The sequence below is a fragment of the Caulobacter segnis genome (assembly GCF_003243465.1).
In the GTDB taxonomy this organism is placed as follows: domain Bacteria; phylum Pseudomonadota; class Alphaproteobacteria; order Caulobacterales; family Caulobacteraceae; genus Caulobacter; species Caulobacter segnis_A.
The window spans coordinates 1-20,580 of the sequence record NZ_QFQZ01000019.1; the positions used below are offsets into that span (position 1 = coordinate 1).

23 protein-coding genes and 1 pseudogene are annotated in these 20,580 nt (G+C 66.9%); 12 read left to right on the forward strand and 12 right to left on the reverse strand.

The features are described from left to right. Together DI526_RS08260 and DI526_RS08265 are read right to left on the reverse strand one after the other, a co-directional pair. A partial coding sequence (locus DI526_RS08260) for a hypothetical protein (protein ID WP_304276422.1) occupies positions 1-629 on the reverse strand: 629 nt, incomplete at its 3' end. A 100-nt stretch (positions 630-729) separates the two neighbouring features. Then, a complete protein-coding gene (locus DI526_RS08265) occupies positions 730-1,068 on the reverse strand; it encodes a DUF3768 domain-containing protein (protein WP_304276424.1) in 339 nt (112 codons plus the stop codon). A gap of 145 nt (positions 1,069-1,213) precedes the next feature. On the opposite strand from DI526_RS08265, the gene DI526_RS08270 reads away from it, so the two are divergent. Next, positions 1,214-1,408 (forward strand): hypothetical protein, encoded by a 195-nt coding sequence (locus DI526_RS08270; RefSeq protein WP_304276426.1) that lies wholly within the window; start codon positions 1,214-1,216, stop codon positions 1,406-1,408. Here the strand turns inward: DI526_RS08270 and DI526_RS08275 are convergent. From DI526_RS08275 to sfsA, 6 genes and pseudogenes are all read right to left on the reverse strand, one after another. After that, a complete protein-coding gene (locus DI526_RS08275) occupies positions 1,405-1,743 on the reverse strand; it encodes a hypothetical protein (protein ID WP_304276428.1) in 339 nt (112 codons plus the stop codon). The genes DI526_RS08270 and DI526_RS08275 overlap by 4 nt on opposite strands. A gap of 74 nt (positions 1,744-1,817) precedes the next feature. Continuing rightward, positions 1,818-2,303, reverse strand: a pseudogene (locus DI526_RS08280) (RadC family protein); the annotation flags it as partial. A gap of 27 nt (positions 2,304-2,330) precedes the next feature. Beyond that, on the reverse strand, positions 2,331-2,594 hold the full coding sequence (locus tag DI526_RS08285; RefSeq protein WP_304276430.1) for a hypothetical protein: 264 nt from the start codon (positions 2,592-2,594) through the stop codon (positions 2,331-2,333). A 41-nt stretch (positions 2,595-2,635) separates the two neighbouring features. Further along, positions 2,636-3,466 carry a type I methionyl aminopeptidase gene (map, locus tag DI526_RS08290; RefSeq protein ID WP_304276432.1) on the reverse strand — a complete coding sequence of 277 codons (831 nt, stop codon included), beginning with the start codon at positions 3,464-3,466 and terminating at the stop codon, positions 2,636-2,638. Positions 3,467-3,583: 117 nt separating this feature from the next. Next, the gene (locus DI526_RS08295; protein WP_304276434.1) at positions 3,584-3,970 is read right to left on the reverse strand and encodes a hypothetical protein; all 387 of its coding nucleotides are present in this window, start codon (positions 3,968-3,970) and stop codon (positions 3,584-3,586) included. Between the two features lie 83 nt (positions 3,971-4,053). Beyond that, positions 4,054-4,761 carry a DNA/RNA nuclease SfsA gene (gene sfsA / locus DI526_RS08300; protein ID WP_304276436.1) on the reverse strand — a complete coding sequence of 236 codons (708 nt, stop codon included), beginning with the start codon at positions 4,759-4,761 and terminating at the stop codon, positions 4,054-4,056. A 53-nt stretch (positions 4,762-4,814) separates the two neighbouring features. Between sfsA and DI526_RS08305 the strand changes: the two genes are divergently transcribed. After that, the gene (locus tag DI526_RS08305; RefSeq protein ID WP_304276438.1) at positions 4,815-5,585 is read left to right on the forward strand and encodes a competence/damage-inducible protein A; all 771 of its coding nucleotides are present in this window, start codon (positions 4,815-4,817) and stop codon (positions 5,583-5,585) included. A 100-nt stretch (positions 5,586-5,685) separates the two neighbouring features. Here the strand turns inward: DI526_RS08305 and DI526_RS08310 are convergent, their stop codons facing one another. After that, complete coding sequence (locus DI526_RS08310; protein WP_304276439.1) at positions 5,686-6,084, reverse strand: helix-turn-helix domain-containing protein; 399 nt, start codon at positions 6,082-6,084, stop codon at positions 5,686-5,688. Between the two features lie 543 nt (positions 6,085-6,627). Between DI526_RS08310 and DI526_RS08315 the strand changes: the two genes are divergently transcribed. From DI526_RS08315 to DI526_RS08330, 4 genes are read left to right on the forward strand one after another with little or no spacing between them, the layout of a single operon-like run. Further along, a complete protein-coding gene (locus tag DI526_RS08315) occupies positions 6,628-7,182 on the forward strand; it encodes a cupin domain-containing protein (RefSeq protein ID WP_304276441.1) in 555 nt (184 codons plus the stop codon). Further along, complete coding sequence (locus tag DI526_RS08320; RefSeq protein ID WP_304276443.1) at positions 7,179-8,087, forward strand: NAD-dependent epimerase/dehydratase family protein; 909 nt, start codon at positions 7,179-7,181, stop codon at positions 8,085-8,087. Before DI526_RS08315 ends, DI526_RS08320 begins: the two co-directional genes overlap by 4 nt. Continuing rightward, the gene (locus tag DI526_RS08325) at positions 8,084-8,851 is read left to right on the forward strand and encodes an SDR family NAD(P)-dependent oxidoreductase (RefSeq protein ID WP_304276445.1); all 768 of its coding nucleotides are present in this window, start codon (positions 8,084-8,086) and stop codon (positions 8,849-8,851) included. Before DI526_RS08320 ends, DI526_RS08325 begins: the two co-directional genes overlap by 4 nt. 30 nt (positions 8,852-8,881) lie before the next feature. Continuing rightward, entirely contained in the window at positions 8,882-9,850 is a 969-nt protein-coding gene (locus DI526_RS08330; RefSeq protein ID WP_304276447.1) for a fumarylacetoacetate hydrolase family protein, read from the forward strand. A gap of 197 nt (positions 9,851-10,047) precedes the next feature. Here the strand turns inward: DI526_RS08330 and DI526_RS08335 are convergent, their stop codons facing one another. The 3 genes from DI526_RS08335 to DI526_RS08345 all read right to left on the reverse strand — a co-directional run bounded on the left by DI526_RS08335 (position 10,048) and on the right by DI526_RS08345 (position 14,290). After that, positions 10,048-10,977, reverse strand: a complete 930-nt coding sequence (locus DI526_RS08335; RefSeq protein WP_304276449.1) for a VOC family protein — start codon at positions 10,975-10,977, stop codon at positions 10,048-10,050. Positions 10,978-11,041: 64 nt separating this feature from the next. Continuing rightward, positions 11,042-13,348, reverse strand: a complete 2,307-nt coding sequence (locus tag DI526_RS08340) for a TonB-dependent receptor (protein WP_304276451.1) — start codon at positions 13,346-13,348, stop codon at positions 11,042-11,044. A 273-nt stretch (positions 13,349-13,621) separates the two neighbouring features. Further along, a complete protein-coding gene (locus tag DI526_RS08345; RefSeq protein ID WP_304276452.1) occupies positions 13,622-14,290 on the reverse strand; it encodes a TetR/AcrR family transcriptional regulator in 669 nt (222 codons plus the stop codon). 113 nt (positions 14,291-14,403) lie between these two features. On the opposite strand from DI526_RS08345, the gene DI526_RS08350 reads away from it, so the two are divergent. The 6 genes from DI526_RS08350 (at position 14,404) to DI526_RS08375 (ending at position 20,430) form a co-directional block, all read left to right on the forward strand. After that, positions 14,404-15,636, forward strand: a complete 1,233-nt coding sequence (locus tag DI526_RS08350) for an MFS transporter (RefSeq protein ID WP_304276454.1) — start codon at positions 14,404-14,406, stop codon at positions 15,634-15,636. A gap of 14 nt (positions 15,637-15,650) precedes the next feature. Beyond that, on the forward strand, positions 15,651-16,454 hold the full coding sequence (locus DI526_RS08355) for a dienelactone hydrolase family protein (protein WP_304276456.1): 804 nt from the start codon (positions 15,651-15,653) through the stop codon (positions 16,452-16,454). A 20-nt stretch (positions 16,455-16,474) separates the two neighbouring features. Continuing rightward, entirely contained in the window at positions 16,475-17,155 is a 681-nt protein-coding gene (locus tag DI526_RS08360; protein ID WP_304276458.1) for a cytochrome b, read from the forward strand. Between the two features lies 1 nt (position 17,156). Beyond that, positions 17,157-17,837 carry a TetR/AcrR family transcriptional regulator gene (locus tag DI526_RS08365; protein ID WP_304276460.1) on the forward strand — a complete coding sequence of 227 codons (681 nt, stop codon included), beginning with the start codon at positions 17,157-17,159 and terminating at the stop codon, positions 17,835-17,837. A gap of 399 nt (positions 17,838-18,236) precedes the next feature. Next, positions 18,237-19,313 (forward strand): fumarylacetoacetate hydrolase family protein, encoded by a 1,077-nt coding sequence (locus tag DI526_RS08370; RefSeq protein ID WP_304276462.1) that lies wholly within the window; start codon positions 18,237-18,239, stop codon positions 19,311-19,313. Between the two features lie 46 nt (positions 19,314-19,359). Continuing rightward, positions 19,360-20,430, forward strand: coding sequence for an amidohydrolase family protein (locus DI526_RS08375; RefSeq protein WP_304276463.1), 1,071 nt, complete (start codon positions 19,360-19,362; stop codon positions 20,428-20,430). Positions 20,431-20,580 lie beyond the last annotated feature (150 nt).

Below are 20,580 nucleotides of genomic sequence, written 5' to 3' on the forward strand. Positions count from 1 at the left end.
GCTTCACGTTCATCAGACACTCCTCTCCAGCTCCGAAAAGCTAGCATGGGTGTCCACTGAAACGAGGGAGGATCACCATAGCCGTTCTGGGCTTGGTATTTCTCAGACGGCTCCAGGGCGGTCTTGAGGTTGCAGATAAAGGTGCCCTTGTCGGTCGAGTAGCTGGTCGAGGAGCACTCGTCTCCGTATTCCTTGCCGAAGATGAAGGCCTGAGCGTCGGCGTCGTATTTGTATCCGACCTCCATCTGGAATGCGTAGGTCGTCTGCATTTCGATTGGGGCGATGATGTCGGTGGCGTTGGCCATCCGCGCTTCGTAGGCCGCCGTCGTCTCGAACTCGTCCTTCTCCTGCTTTTTCTCGGCTGCGGTCAGGATGTCGAGAAAGCGGAGAGCATCGGCGCCCTTGTAGTTCGCCGGCAGAGGCGCACCCGAACCCGGATAAGCAGCGGGCTTCCAGGGAGCGGGAGCCGGGGCGGGAGCAGGAATGGGAGCGGCTACGGGTGCGGGCTTGGGAGCAGGCTTGGCAGCGGCCGGAGCGGGCTTCTTAGCTGGTGCTTTTTGAGGTGCAGCAACGGCACCGGATGCGAGCGCCACACTGGCGATCGAGCACAACAGGGCAATGCGTCTCATAGATTGGTTCCCCAGACTTTGACCCACCATAGGTCGTGTTTCGATAGCGCTGCAATGGCGAAGCCCCGCTCGTGGCGGGGCTCCGGTGCGCGGATTGGGTTCAGAATTCTTCGGCTAACATCACCGTCAGGACGCGGCGGCATTTGCTTGGATCGGAGGGGTCTTCGCTGCCGAACTCAAAGGCTGGATCGTAGTAGTCGATCTTCCAGAGGACGGTTTCGCCATCGACAGTCACGCGCCCAAAGTCGTGTTCGCGGTGCGGATCGTTGCCGTTGTTGAACTGGTCGAACTCGCGAACAGCACGGCAGGCACGCTGCACGAACAGCGCGCCCTTGTCGTTGACGCCACGGGTAATCACCCACCGGCCAAGGCTGACATCCATGTCTTTGCGGAAGCGGTCGTTGAGCGTGCGGATCGGAGCCGCATCAATCGTCGTCATAGGTCCCTCACGAGCCGCGGAATTGCGGCCCTGATTGATCTACGCAGATAGACTCATGGCGTCAGCCAGAAAAAGTGAATTAAAACAGGATCTTAGGTCGTAAAAATCCTACGCGGCTGTATCTCCATTGAACAAGGAGATGCACATGCAAACGCAAACCGAAGACTTCCTGGATGCGCTGGTCGACCAAATGGTTCAGGACTTCTCGCCCGAGGGTTCGCTTGTGCAGCGCAAGTCGGGTGAAACCTACTTCCGTGGCGTGCCGGTCTACTACAAGCGCCAACGGGACCTGCTGGTGCTGATCGTCCACGAGGAACGCTTCGAGCTTCCCTTGTTCTAAGCAGCGCCTTCGGAGTGTTTCTTCCACGTCCTCCTAGGCGCGAATGTCGCGCCCGTGACTCTTGAATACCAACGACCGGTCTTAATCGCGGATACCTGGGCAGGGGTGATGCCGTATCGGCGACCGATTTCGGTGCAGTTGCCACCGGCCAGATAGACCTCTCGCGCCAAGTCATCACTCAGCCGAAGCTGCTTTCCATTCCTCGCCTTGTTGATGGTGTGGTTGGGATTGCGAGCGGCAAAGCACTCAAATGAGCAGGCGGTCCAAAGCTGCATTTGCTTGGTGGCTTCGACCATCGTGCGGCAGTTAGGGCAGATCAGAAAAAGCTGGGTCATGCTCCTACTTAGCGGCCGCGAAATGCCAGCCTGCGCTAAGCGAGCCCTAAAATGCCGTGTGCGCGGAACGCTTTTTTCCTGTCCAGGAAGAGCACCCGAAATTGCTCGCGCGACTCGTTGGCCAGCGCCACGCGGACATAGCCGAGCAGCGCGCTCCAGGACGAGATCACCGGCCGCTTGGCGATCTTGTCGCGGCCGGCGCGCAGCGTGACCTCGTGCAGCAGCTTCAGGTCCATGGCCGCCGCCTCGCCGACGCCCGGCACCGTGCGCAGTTCCTCCACGGTGGCCCCCAGCACCCCGTCCAGCGAGCCGAACCGCGTCAGCAGGGCCTTGGCCAGCGGCTTGACGTCGCCGCGCGGGAAGGTGCGGAACAGGAAGAGCTCGATCAGCTCATAGTCGGGCAGGGCGATGAACCCGCCTTTGGCGGCGCGCTCGCGCAGCCGCTCCCGGTGACCCAGGTGGTAGGCGTGGGCGGACTTGCGGACGGGCTTGGACCGAGCGGGGGCTGGCGGCGCGTCCGACGCGCCGTCGGAGATCGTCAGGGATGAAACGCTGACCATGCCGTCCCTCGACTCTTGAGGGTGATATTAGGTCAAATCAATCCAGGATTGTCGAGCAAGAAACTGGCGGTGGCGTTGCGCGTGCAACGTCCGCGATCTCCACAAGGCGTAGCCAATCGCCGGGACGAACTGAAACGCCACGCCAGCTTGAGCCATCACGAAGCGCTGGTGCGTCATCGCGCCGTCGTGAAAGCGCAGCCAGCACCAGGCGGCGATTGCGGCCCACGTGATCAGAAGCGCCAGCACGCCAAGGCGTTGTCTAAAGGGGCTGCCGGGCTTCCAGTCGCGCATAGGGCGAGCTTCACAAGAAGCTCGCTGCAGGTCAAGCGCGACTAACCGCCCAGGATCACCGGCTGGAACAGGCCGGCCGGCGAGGCCGTGAACACCTCGTAGCCGTCTCCCGTCACGCCGATCGAGTGCTCGCACTGGGCCGACAGCGACTTGTCGCGGGTCACGGCCGTCCAGCCGTCCTGCAGCACCTTCACGGCCGGCTTGCCCAGGTTCACCATCGGCTCGACGGTGAAGAACATGCCGGGCTTGAGCACCGCGCCCTGGCCGGGGCGGCCGAAGTGCAGGATGTTCGGGGCGTCGTGGAACACCTTGCCCAGGCCGTGGCCGCAGAAGTCGCGCACGACGCTGCAGCGCTGGGCCTCGACATAGGACTGGATGGCGTAGCCGATGTCGCCCAGGGTGGCGCCGGGCTTCACGGCCTCCAGGCCGCGCTTCATGCCTTCATAGGTGATCTCGACCAGGCGGCGGGCGCGCGGGCCCACTTCGCCGACGCCGTACATGCGCGAGGTGTCGCCGTGCCAGCCGTCGACGATGACGGTCACGTCGATATTGACGATGTCGCCTTCCTTCAGGTTCCAGTCGCCGGGAATGCCATGGCAGACCACGTGGTTGCGCGAGATGCAGACCGTCTTGGGATAGCCGCGATAATAGAGGCAGGCGGGCAGGGCCTTGTGGTCGAGGATGAACTCGCGGGCCAGCCGGTCCAGCTCGTCGGACGAGACGCCCGGCTGGACGTGCGGGATCAGCATGTCCAGGCACTCGGCGGCCAGCTTGCCGGCGCGGCGCATGCCCTCGAAGTCTTCCGGCTTGTGGATCTTGATCTGGCCGGTGCGGGTTTCGGCTTCGATCTCGAGGGCGGTGTCCAGGGTCATGCTCTACTCGGGGCGCGTCGCCGCGCAAAGGCGGCGATCTAGTCTGTGAAAGGCGTATCTCGCCATCCTAGCACGGATTTCAAGCCTTTGGCGGACAAGAGTGTCACGGGGGCAAGGCTACGGCGTGACGCGCCGCACCACGCCGTCGCCCGCGTGGATCTCCTTGATGAAGCGCGCGTCCAGCCAGGTCGGCTTGTCGCGCCGCACGTGGCACACGCCTTCGTAGCGCGTGACCCGGCCCGAGCCCTTCTCGGTCACGTCGGCGGTGAACTTGACGTCCCATTCGCCCGGACGCCCCGTCGGGCGCGGGTCCATGTCGTCGGAATTGACGCCCTCGATCTCCTTCAGGGCGAAGCGCTCGCGAAGCTCGGAGGTGCAGGTCTTGAAGGCGAAGGCGACCCGCAGGCCGGTCATCATCTTGCCCTCGGGCTTGTTCGGGTCGGCGCGGCCGCACCCCGACAACGCCACGGCCAGGACGGCCAGAGCCAGCACGGTCCTCTTCATACGCTTCCCCCACCGCCGCGCCCCTCTCGCGCGGGTGCGTGAAGGGGTACCGCGAGCGGCGCGGAATGCAGCTTAAATCGGTGTTAGGTGGGGGTTGTCCACAGCATCCGCCGCTCAATCCGCACCGCCTCCGTCCCCATCGCGCAGGCATAGACCAGCACCTCCACGCCAGCCTTCGCCGCCGCCTCCAGCCCCCGCGCGAACGCCGGATCCAGATCCGCGCAGGCCTGGAACGCCTCGCAGTCCTCGCGCTGGACGACGAACAACACGACGGCCCGCTCGCCCAGCGCCACGCGGGCGGCCAGTTCGGAGAGGTGCCGGGTCGAGCGCTCGGCCTTGCAGTCGGGGAATTCGGCCAGGCCTGGAACGCGGGAGAAGTGGCAGTTCTTGACCTCCAGCCAGCAGGGCGGGCGGCTCTGGCTGGTCAGCAGGAAGTCGACGCGGCTGGCCTCGCCGTACTTCACCTCGGGGCGGACGGTGTCGTAGCCCGCCAGTTCCGGGATCGCGCCGGCCGCCAGGGCCTCGGCGACCAGCTTGTTGGGCAGCAGGGTGTTGACGCCGACCAGGGTGTTTCCCTGCTCGACCATCTGCAGGGTGTAGGCGAGCTTGCGCTTGGGATCGTCGGACTTCGAGGCCCAGGCGACGAGGCCGGGCGCCTTCAGGCCCAGCATGGCGCCGGGGTTGGGGCAGTGGGCCGTGACCGCCTGTCCGTCATCCAGCACGAGGTCGGCGAAGAAGCGCTTGTAGCGCGACACCAGGCGGCCGCGAACGAGCGGTTGCGGGAGCAGCATGCGAAGCCTAAGTCGATCCTCGAAGAACAACGGCGATGTAGGGGATGCGGGCGATGACGGCCATCAAAAGCGAGCGCGTGACGGCGGCGGTGATGATCATCGGCGACGAGATCCTCTCCGGCCGCACCCAGGACACCAACCTCGCGGCCATCGCCAAGTACCTGGCGACCTACGGCGTCGACCTGTGCGAAGCGCGCGTTGTTCCCGATGTCGAGCAGGAGATCATCGACGCGGTCAACGCCCTGCGCACCAAGTACGACTACGTAATCACCACCGGCGGCATCGGCCCGACCCACGACGACATCACCGCCGACTCGATCGCCAAGGCCTTTGGCGTCACCGCGCCCGAGCATCCCGAGATCATGGCCATGCTGCGCGAGCGCTGGGGCGAGCCGAACGCCGCCCGCCGCCGCATGGCCCACGTGCCCGAAGGCGGCAGCCTGGTGAAGAACCCGGTGCAGGGCCCGCCCGGCTTCCAGAAGGAGAACGTCTTCGTCCTGGCCGGCGTGCCGGCGATCATGCGCGGCATGCTCGAAGACGTCGGCCCGCGCCTGCGGACCGGAGCGGTGGTGCTGAGCAAGACCGTGCGGGTGACCGGCACCGGCGAGGGCGTCATCGCCGCGCCTCTGGAGGCCGTCGCCAAGGCCCATCCGGACATGTCGCTAGGCAGCTATCCGTTCTTCTCGCCGCCGGACGTCTATGGCGCGAACCTGGTGCTGCGCGGTCGCGACGCGGCCGAGCTGGACGCGGCCGTGGAAGAGCTGGTCGCGGCCCTGGAAGAGGCCGGCGCCAAGAATATCGAGCGGGTGGAGGTCCCGGCCTAGCGGGCAAACACTACCTAAACGTCCACCTCATCTTCGTCATTCCCACAACAAGGCCGGGAATGACGGTTGTTTATTGATGGGGGAGGAGGCGCAACGCCCCCTACTCGTCGTCGGCGATGGCCTTGGCCAGGTCGGCCAGGTGACGGCGCATGGCCGCAGAGCCGATGCCGACATAGGCGCGGGCCAGCTCGGGGCCGCCCGGCGTCGACCAGAACGCGGCCATCTCGTTGGCGAGGTCGGCGGCGGTGCTGTCGGCGCCTTCCGGGTCGTCCAGGCCCTCGAAGAAGAAGCCGATCGGCGTCTTCAGGAACATCGCCGTCGCGTGCAGCTTGCTGGCGCTGATCCGGTTGGCCCCGCCCTCGTACTTTTGCACCTGCTGGAAGGTCAGCCCCAAGGCGTCGGCCAAGGCCTGCTGGGAATAGCCCAGATCCTTCCGGCGCATGCGCAGCCGGCGGCCGACGTGGATGTCGACGGGATCGGGAGTCTTGTCTTCAGCCATGGGATAGCACTCGAACGCAACAAAGGACGGACAGTAGCCGCGCCCGGCGACCGGGCAAGCCGTTCTCCGGACGAGGAGCGCTTTGGGCGCATCGACCAATCAGGCCCGCAGGCCGATCGCCGCATACGCCGAGGCCCTCCTCAGGAAACTCTGCAATTCTGGCGGGAGTCGAGCGGCGGAGAAATGGGTATTACACTCGCACGCGTCGATTCAGTTGGCGCGCGAACTTGAGTAGGAATTTCCACCTTAAGTGGAAAGGGCGCCATGATCTAGGCGCTTCACGCTCTTCCGGGCGATGGCCGACAGGGGCGGGAAAACCGAGGAAACCTGACCGCCCTGCGGTCCGGGTGAGCTGAATCGGTCACAAAATATTGAAATAAAGCGACTTTTAGCTCGCTTGTCGCCGCGCCAAACGCGAGTTTGAGGGCGCGTGCGAGGCTTCATAATCGGGCCGACAGGCTGTTGCGCGCGCCGGTCGAAACCGCGCAACGCCGGGTCGGCCCTCCGCGGCCGGACCAAGCCTAACAGTAGGGAGTCGCTTCCATGAGCACTGAACCTGGCGCGCCGTTCCGCCGCATCGTGACGGGCCATACGAGCGACAACCGGGCGGTGATCGCCTCGGACGCGCCACCCACTCGGGTCTTCGACAATCTGGGCGAGGAAGGCCTCGTCTTCTACGAGGTCTGGAACACGCCGCAGACGCCGGCGATCATCGACCGCAACGACGCCGAGCCGGGCGAGGCGCAGCTGACATTGGCCCCGCCGCCGGGCGGCACGCGCATCCGGGTCCTCGACATTCCGCCGGACAAGTCCGACACCGACTATTCGACGATCTTCGAGCGCATTGGCGGCGCGGACGCGCACGTCGACGAGGCCAAGCGCCGTCACGCCAGCTTCCACCGCACGCGCTCGATCGACTACGGGATCGTGCTCTCCGGCGAGATCACCCTGCTGGTCGACGAGGGCGAGGTGACGGCGTTCGCCGGCGACATCGTGATCCAGCGCGGCACCAACCACGGCTGGATCAACCGTTCCGACAAGCCCTGCCGCATCGCGTTCGTGCTGATCGACGGCGTGTTCACGGACGGCCTGGAATGACCCTGCTCGTCACGGGCGCCGCCGGCTTCGTGGGCCAGGCGATCGTTCGACGCCTGGCCGAGACGAACAGGCAGGACGTGCGGCTGGTCGATGTCGCCCCGCCCGCGGACCTTCCCACCGGCCGGTTCGAGGTGTTGACCGGCGATCTGCTCGACCCAGACGTCCGCGCGCGCGCCGTTCAGGGAGTCGACAAGATCGTGCACCTGGTGTCGCTGCCGGGGGCCAGCGCCGAGCGCGATGTCGCGCTGTCGCGGCGGGTCAATCTCGACATGACGATGGCCCTGGCCGAGGCGCTGGCGGAACAGGCCCGCGACGGCGCCCGACCTCGCTTCGTCTTCGCCAGCTCGATCGCGGTGCTGGGCGGCTTCCACGGCGCCGTCGACGACAACGCCCAGCCTGCGCCCAGCATCAGCTACGGCGCCCACAAGTGGATGGCCGAGATCGGCCTGTCCGACCTGCACCGTCGCGGCCAGATCCAGACGCTCTCCCTGCGCCTGCCCGGCGTGGTGGCGCGTCCGCGCGGGGCGACCGGCCTCAAGTCGGCGTTCATGAGCGACGTCTTCCACGCCGCCAAGGCCGGGGAGCCGTTCACCTTCCCCGTCAGCCGCGAGGCGACGTTCTGGCTGATGTCGGCCGATCGCGCCGCGCGCAACCTCCTGCACGCGCTGGACCTGCCGGCGCTCGACGGCCGAAGCCTGACCTTGCCGGCGCTCCGCTGCTCGGCCGCAAAGCTGGCCGCGGCGCTCTTCTCGTCGCTCGAGGCGGTCCGCTACGACCCCGACCCGCTCACCGATCAGGTGTTCGGGCGCTATCCCGACCTTTCGGCCGATGCGGCCGAAGCCTTGGGCTTCCGCGATGACCTGGATCTGCCCGGCCTGATCGAAGCGGTGTGGACCTCGCTATGAGCCTGCAACGCTATTTCGGGCTGGAAGACAAACGCGTTCTGATCACCGGCGCGACCGGCGGCATCGGAACGGCGATGGCCCAGGCCTGCGCCGAAGCCGGCGCCCGCCTGGTCCTGGCCAGTCAGGATGCCGAGGCCTGCGTGGCCCTGGCGGCGAGCCTGCCCAGGGCGCAGGCCTTCACCTGCGACGTCGCGCGCGCTTCGGAGCTGGAGGCGCTCGCCGGTTTTACCGAGGCCGAACTGGGCGGCGTCGACGCGCTGCTTTGCAACGCCGGCGTTTCCGGCGCCCCGGGCCCGATGGGCTCGATCCCCGACGCCGACCGCGACCATCTGCTGGCCGTCAACCTGCTGCATCCGATGACCCTGAGCGCGCGCCTGGCGCCCGTCATGGCCCGCGACGGCGGCGGATCGATCGTTCTGACCGCTTCGCTGGCGGGATTGCGCGGCAACAAGTCCTTGGGTCTCTACGGCGTGACCAAGGCCGGCGTGATCCAGCTGGCCCGCAACCTGGCTGTCGAATACGGGCCCCAGAACATCCGCGCCAACGCCATCGCGCCCGGCCTGATCAACACCAGCTGGGCGGACGCCATCCTGAACGCGCCCGCCGCCGCCGAACGCCGCCTCTCGCTGACCCCGCTGCGGCGGATCGGCGAGCCCTGGGAAGTCGCCGCCGCGGCGCTGTTCCTGGCGGGGCCGGGCGCGGCGTTCATCACCGGCCAAACCCTGGTGATCGACGGCGGCACGCTGATCACCGACGGCAACTGACCGGCGCGCGGCGCCGAAGGACGTAGAACCATGCGACTCGCCACGCTCGACCACGCCGGACCCGACGGCGTTCTGGTGGTCATCTCCCAGGACGGGGAACGCTACGCCCCCGTGCCGGGTCATCCGACGCTGCTCGGCGCCCTGGAGCAATGGGCCAGCGCCGAGAGCGCGATCGCCCGTGTCGTCGAGCGGCTGGCTGAGGGCGGCGGTCAAGCCCTGGCCGGTCAGAAGCTCGCCGCGCCCCTGCCCCGAACCTGGCAGTGGCTCGACGCCTCGGCCTATCCGAGCCATCGGTTGCTGATGGAGCGCCTGTTCGGCGTGGCCGCGCCTGCGGAGGGCCGGCCGCTGATGTACCAGGGCCTGTCTCACCGGTTCCTGTCCGCCACCGAAGACGCCGCCTTCCCGTCCGAGGACGGCGGGATCGACTTCGAAGGCGAGTTTGGGGTGATCACCGACTTCGTGCCGATGGGGACGCGCGCCGAAGACGCCTCCAAGCACATTCGCCTGATCGTGCAGATCAATGACTGGTCGCTGCGGGCCATCGCCCCGATCGAAATGAAGACGGGTTTCGGCTGGATCCAGGCCAAGCCCGCCTGTTCGCTGGCCCCCTACGCGATTTCCCCGGACGCGCTGGGCGACGACTGGCGCGACGGCCGCGTGCAGCTGCCGTTGCGCGTCTGGTGGAATGGCGCCCTGTTCGGCGCGCCCGAGGGCGGCCACATGGAGTACGGCTTCCACGAGCTGATCGCGCACGCGGCGGCCACGCGGGACCTCTGCGCGGGCACCCTGATCGGGTCCGGCACCGTCTCCAACAGCAATTTCCGCGAGGTGGGCTCGAGCTGCATCGCCGAGCGCCGCGGCATCGAGCTGCTGGACTCAGAAGCCATCACCACGCCCTTCATGGCGTTCGGCGACACGCTCCGCATGGCGGCCGGCCGCGAGGGTCAGGAGAGCCCGTTCGGCGCCATCGACCAGCGCGTCGTTCGCGCCGATATCTGAACCGTCAGTCTGCTCGGCGACGCAACCCGGGCCGCTTGAGCCCCTTCCCGACCACCGCGACAGACACGAAAGAAAGGACGGCGGCCGAGCGATCGGCCGCCGTCAGTTTGAAGGGCGCTTGAGCACGTGCGGGAGTCACGGCTGAAGGTGATCAGGTCGCCCTTGGTTGTCGAAGCCCGCCGGGTTGGACCTGGCGGTCAGGCGAAGTAGCGCTCGGGCGACTCCGAACTCCACAGGTCCATCTGCGCTTCCTTGACGTCGTAATTGCCGCCCTGATGCTGGTTGTTGACCAGATCGGTGTCCGAGAAGGTCTCGAAGCGGTAGCCGTCCGGGTCGAACCAGACATCGAACACGTGGCTGCCCAGCGGGTGACGGCCCACGCCCCAGTTCGGCTTCCAGCCGCGCGACTCCAGCCAGCGATGGGCGATGAACTGGGCTTCGAAATCCTCGATCTCGAACGAGATGTGGTGCGCGTCCGTCTTGCCCCACTGGGCCAGGAAGACCACGTGGTGGTCGACATAGTCCGCTCCCCGGTCGATCCGGAAGAAGCCGGCGATCTTGTGGTCAGGCTCGCCGGCGAACATCGTGTCGGAGGCCTTCAGACCGAGCACGCGCTCGTACCAGGCGGCCATGGTCGCAAAGTCCTTCACATAGAGCCCGATGTGGCCAAGCCGGAACAGGTGGGCGGGCTGCAGAGCGCGCGTCGATTGGGCGGCGTTGAAGCGCGTGCGCGCATCGGGCACGTTCAGGGCCAGGGGGCGGTGGCTGACGGGCAGATGCTCTCCGGCGATCCCCGTGACCAGCCAGACGCACTGGCCTTCCGGATCGGTCAGGCTGACGCTGTAGCCGCCGCCGGGCCCGTCGATCGCGACGATCGGCGTCGCGCCATGGTCGCGAACGGCTTGCTCAAGATCGCTGATGTCTTCGACGGCGAAGGCCATGCCCAGGAAGCGGCGAACGTCCGACGGCTCGGCGACATAGTTGTAGGCGTCCCCGCCGGCGGTCTTCATGTAGAGCACGCCGTTGCGCGTTTCGACCGTCTTGAGGCCGAAGTCCGTCGCGAACCGCTCGGTGGTCGCGATGTCGGTGACCCCGAACTTGACATGGTGAAATCCGACGATGCGCATTGGCGAGGCTATCCCCCATTGAAAAGGTCGGCCGCGCGCCTTCGACGCGCGGCCAGTGACGAGGTTAGAAATCGAGGTGAAGGCGCGCGCCATAGGTGCGCGGCGGCTGCAGCCAGACGAAGGTGGGGCCACCGTTGGCGATGCTGTAGCTGCGGCCGACCTGGGTCTGGGCGAAGATCACCTTGTTGGTCACGTTCAGGACGTAGGCGCTGAGGCTCCAGCGACGGTTCGGCTCGTGATAGGTCAGGTTCAGGTCGGTCTTGGTGTAGGCCGGCGCCTTGGTCTCGGGCAGATAGTTCAGCTGGGTCTCGCGGCTGCTTTCGTGACGGGCGTCCACCGAAGCGACCAGGTCGCCGCCATTGCCCAGGCGGAAGGTGTGCTCGATCCCGCCGCCCAGGGTCAGGGTCGGGGTCAACAGTAGGTCACGGCCGCTGCAATCGACCGTGAAGCCGCCCGCCGGATTGGCCGGAGAGGCGCAGGTCGAGTTGCCGCTGACGCTGAACGGCGAGGGATAGGTCAGCTTGTCGTACTGGCCGTCCAGATATTGCAGGTCGAGGTGGACGAGCGTGTCGCTGGTCACCGCGAACTGGGACTCGATCTCGAGGCCCTTGATCGTGGCGGTGCCGGCGTTGTCGGTCACGAAGATGTTGCCGAACGGCGGCGGCAGGACGCGGAAGTGCGGGATCTGCTGGTCGCGATAGCGGTAGTAGAAGGCCTCGGCGTTGACCTGCAGGCGGTTCTCCAGGAAGCGGTTCTTGGAGCCGATCACATAGGCGGTGACCTTCTCGGGCTTGTAGACGTTGTCGCCGGGCGGGCCGAAGTAGAAGCCGCCGGCCTTATAGCCGGTGCTGACGTTGGCGTAGAGCAGCGAACGCGGCGCGACATCCCATTCGACGCCAGCCTTCCAGGTCACGGCGTTGTACTTGGTGTCGCCGACGGTGGTGAAGCGTTGGAAGCCGGACTTCAAGTCGGGGAACGGGTCGAACGTGGCGTTGGCGTAGTCGAACGGCGCGGTGCCGCCGAAGCCGATGTCGCGACGCACGCTGTTGGTCGTCTTGCGCTCGTGGGTGTAGCGCAGGCCGCCGCTGAGGCGGAAGGTTTCGCTCAACGAATAGGTCAGCTGGCCGAAGGCCGCGGCGGTCTCGGTCCCGGTGTGGATTTCCTGATTGCTCATCACCGTCGGGGAGTTTTCCGTCAGGTACTGCGAGTTCAGCTTGTCATCGAGATAGAAGCCACCGACGACATAGCGCAGCTTGGTGTCGCCGCCGGACGCCAGCCGGGCCTCGATCGACTTCTGGTTGGTCTTGGCGTCCTCGCCGACATAGAAGCCGGCCGAGTTGCCGATGAAGTGGATGTCGGTGCCGCGATAGCCCGGGACGATGGTCAGGTTGCCGACCGGCGTCACCCACGAGATCGTGGCGCTGACCCCGTAGTAGTTATTGTCCTGCTTGGGGACGTTCGGATTCCGCTTGATGGCCGGCGCGTACATGTTGGCGATCGTCGGATTGCTGCTGAGATTGCCGATCCAGGGATCCACCAGGAAGTGGAGCGAGCCGACCGGTCCGCCGATCACGTCCCGCGTTCCATAGACGGCCGTGCCCGCGCCCTTGCCGCCGTCATGCGAATAGTCGCCCACCACATCGATGATGACGTCGTCGTTGGGAACGATGCGCGCCGACAGGCGGCCGGAGGCGGCCTTCTCGTCGCCGGTGCCGTCCTTGAAGAAGCCGTCGCGGTCCACGACCTGGAACGCGCCGCGCAGGGCGAGCTTGTCGTTGACCGGCAGGTTCAGCGCGCCCTGTGCATGGCGCTTGTTGTAGTTGCCGATCTCGATGTCGAGGTTGCCGTTCAGGTCACCGATCTGGGCGTGGTTGGGGATGACGTTGACGGCGCCGCCCGTGGCGTTGCGGCCGTACAGCGTGCCCTGCGGCCCCTTGAGCACCTCCACCCGCTCCAGGTCGTAGAACAGGCCATGCGCGCCCGTCGGGTGGGACAACGGAACGCCCGCGGTGCTGACGACGACGGCGGGATCGGCGAAGCCGTTGGCGGCGAAGTTGTTGATGCCTCGAACCGAGAAGCTGTCATACGGGCCCGCGCCCGGCGCCACCTGCAGGGCGGGCGCCAGCTGGGTCAGCTGGGTCACGTCGGTGACCCCCTTCTTGAGCAGGGCCTGGGCGCTCACCGCCGTCAGCGAGACGGCCGCGCGCTGCGCGCTCTCTTCGCGGCGCTGAGCCGTGACGACCACCTCTTCCAGTTCGGCGGGCTTGTTGGCGCTGGCCGCCCGGTCTTGCCCCGCAGCCAAGGCCGCGCCCGACGAGACCGACATGAATGCAGTCGCAAGGGCGATGACGGACGATGCAGTGACCTTCATGGCGTTTCCCCTTCTCTGTGTTGTTTCCCCGCCGCCTGGGCGCTGCGCTAGCCCGGCTGGCCCGGTGAGGGGCAAGGACCGGTCCGGCGGCGGCGCCAGCGGAAAACGGGCCGTCATTTGATTGACGTTACGCACAAGCCTAGAGCCGCTCCCGAAGGCGAAAAACTCGCCTTTCCGCGGCGTCGACCGACCTGTTACAGAGTTGAATATATTAGACTTTTAGCGTCGCAAACGTAGAACCCATCAGATCCTCGCTCAGTTTTTGAAGAGGGTTCAAGACTCTTCTGCTGGGCCTTGCGGCGCCAGGGCGGCCGCCATGCTCGACAGCCCGTCGATCAAGGCCCTGATCGTGAAGTCGAAGCGGACGGCCGCCGGGATCGAGATGGTCGCCTCGAAGGCCTTGGCGAATTGCGGGATCAGGTCGCGCTTTTCCTGGATCTTCCGCCGAAACGCCGACTGCTGCTTTTCATCCTCGGTGACGCGCGCCTCGTCCCGGGCCACCCACCAGGAGACGAACTCGACGACGGCCCGCGTCGCCCACTGGGCTTCAGTCTCTCGAAAGCCGCTGCGCAGGGCGACAACCATCGACATGTTGTAGCGCGTAAGCATCGAGACAGTCTGGGGAATCCGGCTGGTGGCATGGTGGGCCAGACCAGGATTGCGCTCGTAGAAATCGCGAAGATCGTGGGCGAAGCGGTACGCCCATTCGCTCCAGGACGCCCCGTCGTCCAGGGGCATCGGGAAGGGCTCCATCAGGTGCTCGGCCACCTGGTCGCGCAGCTCCTCCACGTCTTTGACGTGGTAGTAGAGGGCCTGGACACTGACGCCCAGTTCGGCCGCCACGGCCTTGACCGTAAGCCTCGACAAGCCCAGCGCCCGCGCCGCGTCCAGCACGTCGGCATGGCTGATCTTGCTGGGCCTTCCCCCTGCTGGCCTACCCATGCCTTCTCCTCAATCTACGGGTTATTGAAACGGTTTAAAAAACTGATACAGCTGAATCCAAGAAGGCGCGCGACCGATTTTTTCCGGCACGCCGCCCGCCAGAGGAAGCGCACATGACACAGGGCCCGACAACGGTCGATTCCCAAGCCGACTCGCGAACCCCGCGCCGGGTGTTCATCGCCGCCTTCGGCGGGAATGCGTTGGACAATTTCGACTTCTCCCTTTTCAGCCTGCTCATTCCCACCTTCGCCGCCCTGTGGGGCATGTCGCGGGGCGAAGCGGGCCTGATCGCCAGCAGCACAATCCTGGCCGGCTCGCTCGGCGGCGCCCTGGCCGGCGCGCTCGCCGATCGCCTGGGGCGCGTGCGCGTGCTGCAGTGGACCATCCTCTGGTTCTCCCTGTTCACGTTTCTCTGCGGGTTCGCCGGCGACGCCCAGCAGTTGCTATGGCTGCGGATCGGCCAAGGGATCGGCTTTGGCGGGGAGCTGGCGGTCGGCGCGGTGCTGATCGCCGAGTCGGTCGGCGCCAAGGCGCGCGGGCGGGTCATGGGCGCGGTCGCGAGCGGCTACGCGGTCGGCGCGATCGCGGCGACACTGGCGTATGGCGCGCTGTTCGCGCTCCTGCCACCGGAGAAGGCCTGGCGCTGGCTGTTCTGGGCGGGCGTCCTGCCGGCCCTCTTTGTCCTGTACATCCGGCGCGGAATTCCCGAGCCGCCCACCTACGCCCGCGCCCGAAGCGATGGCGAGGGCGGGTCGCTGCTGCGCCTGCTGTCGGGCGAGCTGGCGCCGCGCATGGTTCTGGGCACCCTGCTCGTGGCCGGGGTGACCGGCGCGCAGAACATCTTCGTGGTCTGGCTGCCGACCTACCTGCACGCCGAGCGCGGCTTCTCCATGCCCGCCAGCGGCGCAAACTACATCGCTAACAGCCTCGGCGCGCTGATCGGTTTCCTGTTTGGCGGCGCGGTCATCGATCGGCTCGGCCGGCGCCGAGGCTTTCAACTCGCCTCACTGGCGGCGGCCGCCGCCGTCCTGGGCTATGTCTTCCTGCCGATCTCCGGCCTATGGCTGATGCCGGCCGGCCTGGTCGTCGGCGTTCTGATCGTCGCCGCCGGGGTGGGCGCCACGCCGTTCCTGACCGAGCTGTTCCCGACCGCCCAGCGCGGCGCGGCCACCGGCTTCTGCTACAGCGTCGGGCGGGGGCTCGGCGCCCTGATGCCGGCCCTCGTCGGCTGGCTGGGCGATCGCATGGCTTTGGCGCCGCTGATCTCCGGCCTCAGCCTGGCGGCCTACGCCGTGGTGATCCTGGCGGCCACAGCCCTTCCCGAAACCCGCGGACGCGAACTCTGAGGAAGCCTGCCGCCATGACAATCACGGCCTATAGCCTCGACATCGCCACGCCCTCGGGAACCATGCCCGTCCATGGCGTTCATCCGGCCGCCAAGCCCGCCCACGCCTGGCCGCTGGTGGTGATGTTCATGGACGTCAACGGCGTGCGCTCCGAGCTCAAGGCGTTCGCCGAACGGTACGCGCGCGAAGGCTTCAACGTGGTCCTGCCGGACCTGTACTACCGGTTCGGCGAGAACATCAGTTTCGACGCGCGCACGCCGGTGCATGAGCGTCCGCAGCCCGAGATCGATCGGCTGGTGGCCCTGATGACGGCCCTGACCGACGACCTTGTGATCGAAGACGCCGTCGCGCTCGTCGAAGGCCTGCGGACGGCCGGCAAGACGGCGGAGGGGCTGGTCGGCTGCGTGGGCTATTGCATGGGCGGACGCCACGTCCTGCGCGTGATGTGCGAGCGTCCGGACCTCTTCTTCGCGGGCGCGGCCCACTTCCCCACCTATGCCGTCACCGACCAGCCGGATGCGCCTTACCGCCGCCTGGGCCAGGCGCGAGGGCCGATCTACATTGCGCTGGGCGGGTCGGACCAACTGATGCCGGCCGACCAGATAGCCACGCTGCGACACGCGGTCGAAGCCCTGGACCAGGACATCGAACTGGTCGTGCATCCCGGCGCGGGCCACGCCTACGCCTTCCCCGAGCGCCCCTCCACCTACCAGCCGGAAGCCGCCGAGCAGGATTGGGCCAAGTCCTTCCTGCTGTTCGCCAAGCTTCGCGACCGCTTCGCCGCCGACCTCGCCGGGCCGGCGCCTTCGCAAGCCTGACCCGCACCGGAGATTTCCCCATGGTCGAAGACACCGCTCCGCCCGTGACGCCCGTCCTGCAAGATGTCGCCGCGCGTCCGTCGCCGGCGAGCTGGCGCTACAGCCGCGGCGCAGTCGTCCTGCATTGGACGATCGCGGCCATGATCATCGTGAATCTTGGCCTTGGCTTCGTCGCCGCCGCCACCGAGGGCGACCTGCATCGGCAGGCCCTTGATTGGCATAAGCCGGTCGGGATCGTGATCCTGGGCCTGAGCCTCGTGCGCCTGGGCTGGCGGCTGACGCACCGGCCACCGCCCGCCGAAAGCGGGCTCGCTCCCTGGGAGACGGTCTTGGCCAAGCTGACCCACTGGGGCTTCTACCTGGTGATGATCGGCCAGCCGCTGACCGGCTGGTGGCTGAGCTCCGCCGTGCCCAAGCGCCACGCCTTCGGATGGATCGGCGTCATCGAGGTTCCGTTCCTGCCGGTGACCCAGTCGATGGCCAGCGCCGGCATGGCTCACCAGCTGCATGTGTGGATGGGCCTGTCGACGATCGGGCTTCTGGCCCTGCACCTGGCCGGCGTCCTCAAGCATCAGCTCATCGATCGCCACGAGGTCCTCTCAAGCATGACCCTGTCGAGGACCCGAGCGCCTCTCCCGACGTCGGCGCGCGTCTCCAGCGCGGGTCGGCGCCCCTGTCTCAACCCAAACCCAAGAGGTTGAAATGTCAGCGACCGCCCATTCACGCCACGACGCCTATCCGAACGTGCAGATGCGACGCCTGCCGGTCCAGAGCCGCTCCACCCAAACGATCGAGTGCATTCTGGAGGCCGCATCCCGGCTGATCGGGATGGCGGGCCGGGCGCACTATACCACCAACGCCGTGGCCGCGCGGGCCGGGGTGAGCATCGGCACCCTCTACCAGTACTTCCCCAACAAGGACGCCTTGACGGCCGCCCTGATCCTGCGGGTCCACGAACGGATAGCCGACAATCTGCGCGTCGTCGTGGAAACGACGGAAGACCTTGATCTGTCCACCGCCCTCGCTCGCGCAATCGAGGTGGCGATCACCTCCGTGGGCGAGGACGGCGCCCTGCATCGCGCGCTCGAGCAGGAGGAAGACCGGCTGCCACGCTCGGACGCGCTGGCGGCGGTCGAGGCGAAGATCGAAGCGCTGAACGCCGCGCTCCTGGAGCGCTATCTCGACCCCGATAAGGTCCAGGGCTCGGCCCGCCACACCGTGGCGATGGACGCCTTCAAGATGGTCCGCGCCATGACCCAGTCGGATGCAGTCCAGGTCGCGGGTCCGCTCGATCTCAAGGAGCGCATGCATCGCGCGATCCTAGGTTATGTCGCGCCGCTGTGCCGGCCGGACCTGGTCGGCCCCACCTATTTTTCGACCTGACATCGGGCGGATTGCGCGTCTGCGCCGCAGGCGGTCGCCCGCGCTTCTCGAACGTCACTCACGGAAAAAGCGGCGTGCTTCGACGTCGCCATCACGCTCGCCGCGACCGCGCGGACCAAGCCTGGCCGTTCCAAGCCCGCCGCCCTGCGCGACCGCTTCGCGAGCCGTCTCTCCTTCCGCCCGCCGGCGGGGCCGACACAAACCGAGCGGGCCGCCGCGGCCAAGCGCCGAACAGGCCCTATTCAATTGAAAAAAATGATCTTTTCATCCCTCGGAAGGCTCGCCAAACGCGAGTGGAAGCAAGCCAAGGTGTCCGCATAATCAGATCAACCCCGTCTCCTCGCGCGAGGCCGACAAGGGTTGAGCGCCTCCAATTTTCCTCAAGGCAAGAGTCCTCCCATGAGCCACAAGGCCAACTTCGACACCGGCGTGCTCCCGGCTGTTCCGCCCGAAAACATCGACGAGGCCACCGGCCTGGTCCGCGGCAGCTTCGGCGTCGGGACCTATGAGGACAAGGGCCGCGTCTTCCCGGGCCTGGTGCAGCCGGACGGTACGGTGTTCGATATCAGCGACCTCTATCGCGACACCCACGCCCTGTTCGACGACTGGGCCAACGGCCTGGACAAGCTGGCGGATCTGGCGGCGAAGGGCGGCGAGACGGGACTGCGCCTGGAGAACCTTCGCGCCTTGCCGGTGGTCGCCCACCCCAACGTCCTGGCGACCGGCGCCAACTACCGCCAGCACGTCGCGGAGATGATGACGCTCAACAAGTTCAACCAGCACAATCGCCGCGAAGGCGAGGACGACCAGGCGTTCTTCAAGCGCAACTACGCCGAGGTCGATCGTCGCGGCCGTGAAGGCATGCCCTATTTCTGGACGGGCCTTCACTCGGCCCTGACCGGCGCCAATGACGACGTCGTGCTGCCGCCGGTCGGCGAGCAGCATGACTGGGAGCTGGAGCTGGGCGTCATCGTCGGCGGCGCCGCGCGACTGGCCACGCCCGAGGAGGCCGGTGATTTGATCGCCGGCTATGTGATGGTCAACGACCTGGGCACCGTGGACGAGTTCCGGCGCGCCGACGTCAACTGGGGCTTCGACTGGATCAGCAAGAGCCAGCCGGGCTTCTTCCCCACCGGCCCGTTCATGGTCCCCAAGCAGTTCGTCGACCGCACGAAGATCCAGATCACCATGAAGCTGAACGGCGAGGTGATGCAGGACTGGCCGGCCAGCGACGTGATCTTCACGCCCGAGCAGGTGCTGTCCTACGCCTCCGAGCGCATCCGCCTGGTGCCTGGCGACCTGCTGCTCAGCGGCTCACCGCCCGGAAACGGCGCGTTCCATGGCGGCCGCTGGCTGAAGCCGGGCGACGTCATCGAGAGCTCCATCACCTATCTCGGGCGGCAGACCAACAAGGTCGTGGCCGAGGAGACCCATGGCCGCAAGCCCACGTGGGGCGCCTTCAAGACCCAGTGGTGAGACCAGAGGAAGCCCCCAGCGCCCTCGCTGTTTTCCGGGAAAAGTCATGAGCGACACCATCTCGCTTTGCGAGCATCGGCAGCGAAAGCCTATTCCGGTGGAGCAGCGCGGGCGCCACCTGGTGGTCGACCTGCATTGCCACCTCAACGTCATGGCCGCCGCCGCGGTGATCCGCGCCCAGGTCAGCGATCCGCCCGACCCGCTGCGGTTCATGTCGCCAGCGTCCAAGGCGGTGATGAAGCAGCTGTTCGGCCAGATCGGCCCGAAGCTGAACGGCGTGACCGAGCGGATCGCCGACATGGATCGCCTGGGCGTCGACGTCCAGGCCATCAGCCCCAGCCCCGGCCAATACTACTATTTCGCGCCGCCGGAGCTGGGCAGGGAGGCCGCGCGCGCCACGAACGACGGCGTCGCCGCAGCGGTGGGCCAGCATCCCGACCGCCTGGTCGGCCTGGGGACGGCGCCCATGCAGAACACCGAAATGGCGATCGCCGAGATGCGTCGATGCGTGAAGGATCTCGACCTGCGCGGGATCCAGATCGGCGCCAATATCAACAGACGCGAGCTTTCCGACCCCGAGTTCCGCCCGTTCTTCGCCGCAGCCGAGGAGCTGGGCGTGCTGGTGTTCCTGCACCCCCTCGGCTTCACCCACGGCGAGCGGTTGGCCGAGCACTACCTCGACAACATCATCGGCAATCCGCTGGAATCGACCATCGCCCTCAGCCACCTGATCTTCGGCGGCGTGCTCCAGGACCACCCGGGCTTGAAGCTCTGCGTGGCCCACGGCGGCGGCTATCTGCCCGGCTACTGGGGGCGGATGGACCACGCCTATCGCGCCCGCGAGGACTGCCGGCAGCACATCTGCTGCGAGCCGTCGTCCTATCTCCGCAAGGTGTGGCTCGACACCCTGGTGTTCGACAAGGTCCAGCTGGACGCCCTGGTGCGCTCGCACGGCGCCGATCGCCTTTGCCTGGGCACCGACTACCCGTTCGACATGGCCGAGCCGGACCCGGTCGGCTTCCACGACCAGCTCTCGGAGGCCGACGCGGCCAAGATGCTGGGGCTGAACGCCGCCGAGCTGCTGGGCCTGAAGGTCACCAACCGCGCTGCGCGCTGAGCGCATCGGTCGCGAGCGACAGCGAGCGCGGCGCCCGATGCGGCGCCGCGCTCGAAAGCCGTTTCAGGCTTGAGACGGATCCGGCCCATCTCCTGAGTTCACCCCCTCATCCTGACTTGAACCGCCGAGGCGCTGAGCCAGGCCGCGCCG

Excerpts from the sequence above, each read along its gene's own strand:
- DI526_RS08320 (WP_304276443.1), top strand. The coding sequence starts at position 7,179 with ATGACCCTGCTCGTCACGGGCGCCGCCGGCTTCGTGGGCCAGGCGATC.
- DI526_RS08360 (WP_304276458.1), top strand. The coding sequence starts at position 16,475 with ATGGTCGAAGACACCGCTCCGCCCGTGACGCCCGTCCTGCAAGATGTC.
- map (WP_304276432.1), bottom strand. The coding sequence starts at position 3,466 with ATGACCCTGGACACCGCCCTCGAGATCGAAGCCGAAACCCGCACCGGC.
- DI526_RS08330 (WP_304276447.1), top strand. The coding sequence starts at position 8,882 with ATGCGACTCGCCACGCTCGACCACGCCGGACCCGACGGCGTTCTGGTG.
- DI526_RS08270 (WP_304276426.1), top strand. The coding sequence starts at position 1,214 with ATGCAAACGCAAACCGAAGACTTCCTGGATGCGCTGGTCGACCAAATG.
- DI526_RS08305 (WP_304276438.1), top strand. The coding sequence starts at position 4,815 with ATGACGGCCATCAAAAGCGAGCGCGTGACGGCGGCGGTGATGATCATC.
- DI526_RS08340 (WP_304276451.1), bottom strand. The coding sequence starts at position 13,348 with ATGAAGGTCACTGCATCGTCCGTCATCGCCCTTGCGACTGCATTCATG.
- DI526_RS08355 (WP_304276456.1), top strand. The coding sequence starts at position 15,651 with ATGACAATCACGGCCTATAGCCTCGACATCGCCACGCCCTCGGGAACC.
- DI526_RS08325 (WP_304276445.1), top strand. The coding sequence starts at position 8,084 with ATGAGCCTGCAACGCTATTTCGGGCTGGAAGACAAACGCGTTCTGATC.
- DI526_RS08285 (WP_304276430.1), bottom strand. The coding sequence starts at position 2,594 with ATGCGCGACTGGAAGCCCGGCAGCCCCTTTAGACAACGCCTTGGCGTG.
- DI526_RS08265 (WP_304276424.1), bottom strand. The coding sequence starts at position 1,068 with ATGACGACGATTGATGCGGCTCCGATCCGCACGCTCAACGACCGCTTC.
- DI526_RS08365 (WP_304276460.1), top strand. The coding sequence starts at position 17,157 with ATGTCAGCGACCGCCCATTCACGCCACGACGCCTATCCGAACGTGCAG.
- sfsA (WP_304276436.1), bottom strand. The coding sequence starts at position 4,761 with ATGCTGCTCCCGCAACCGCTCGTTCGCGGCCGCCTGGTGTCGCGCTAC.
- DI526_RS08375 (WP_304276463.1), top strand. The coding sequence starts at position 19,360 with ATGAGCGACACCATCTCGCTTTGCGAGCATCGGCAGCGAAAGCCTATT.
- DI526_RS08350 (WP_304276454.1), top strand. The coding sequence starts at position 14,404 with ATGACACAGGGCCCGACAACGGTCGATTCCCAAGCCGACTCGCGAACC.
- DI526_RS08295 (WP_304276434.1), bottom strand. The coding sequence starts at position 3,970 with ATGAAGAGGACCGTGCTGGCTCTGGCCGTCCTGGCCGTGGCGTTGTCG.
- DI526_RS08315 (WP_304276441.1), top strand. The coding sequence starts at position 6,628 with ATGAGCACTGAACCTGGCGCGCCGTTCCGCCGCATCGTGACGGGCCAT.
- DI526_RS08310 (WP_304276439.1), bottom strand. The coding sequence starts at position 6,084 with ATGGCTGAAGACAAGACTCCCGATCCCGTCGACATCCACGTCGGCCGC.
- DI526_RS08335 (WP_304276449.1), bottom strand. The coding sequence starts at position 10,977 with ATGCGCATCGTCGGATTTCACCATGTCAAGTTCGGGGTCACCGACATC.
- DI526_RS08370 (WP_304276462.1), top strand. The coding sequence starts at position 18,237 with ATGAGCCACAAGGCCAACTTCGACACCGGCGTGCTCCCGGCTGTTCCG.
- DI526_RS08345 (WP_304276452.1), bottom strand. The coding sequence starts at position 14,290 with ATGGGTAGGCCAGCAGGGGGAAGGCCCAGCAAGATCAGCCATGCCGAC.
- DI526_RS08275 (WP_304276428.1), bottom strand. The coding sequence starts at position 1,743 with ATGACCCAGCTTTTTCTGATCTGCCCTAACTGCCGCACGATGGTCGAA.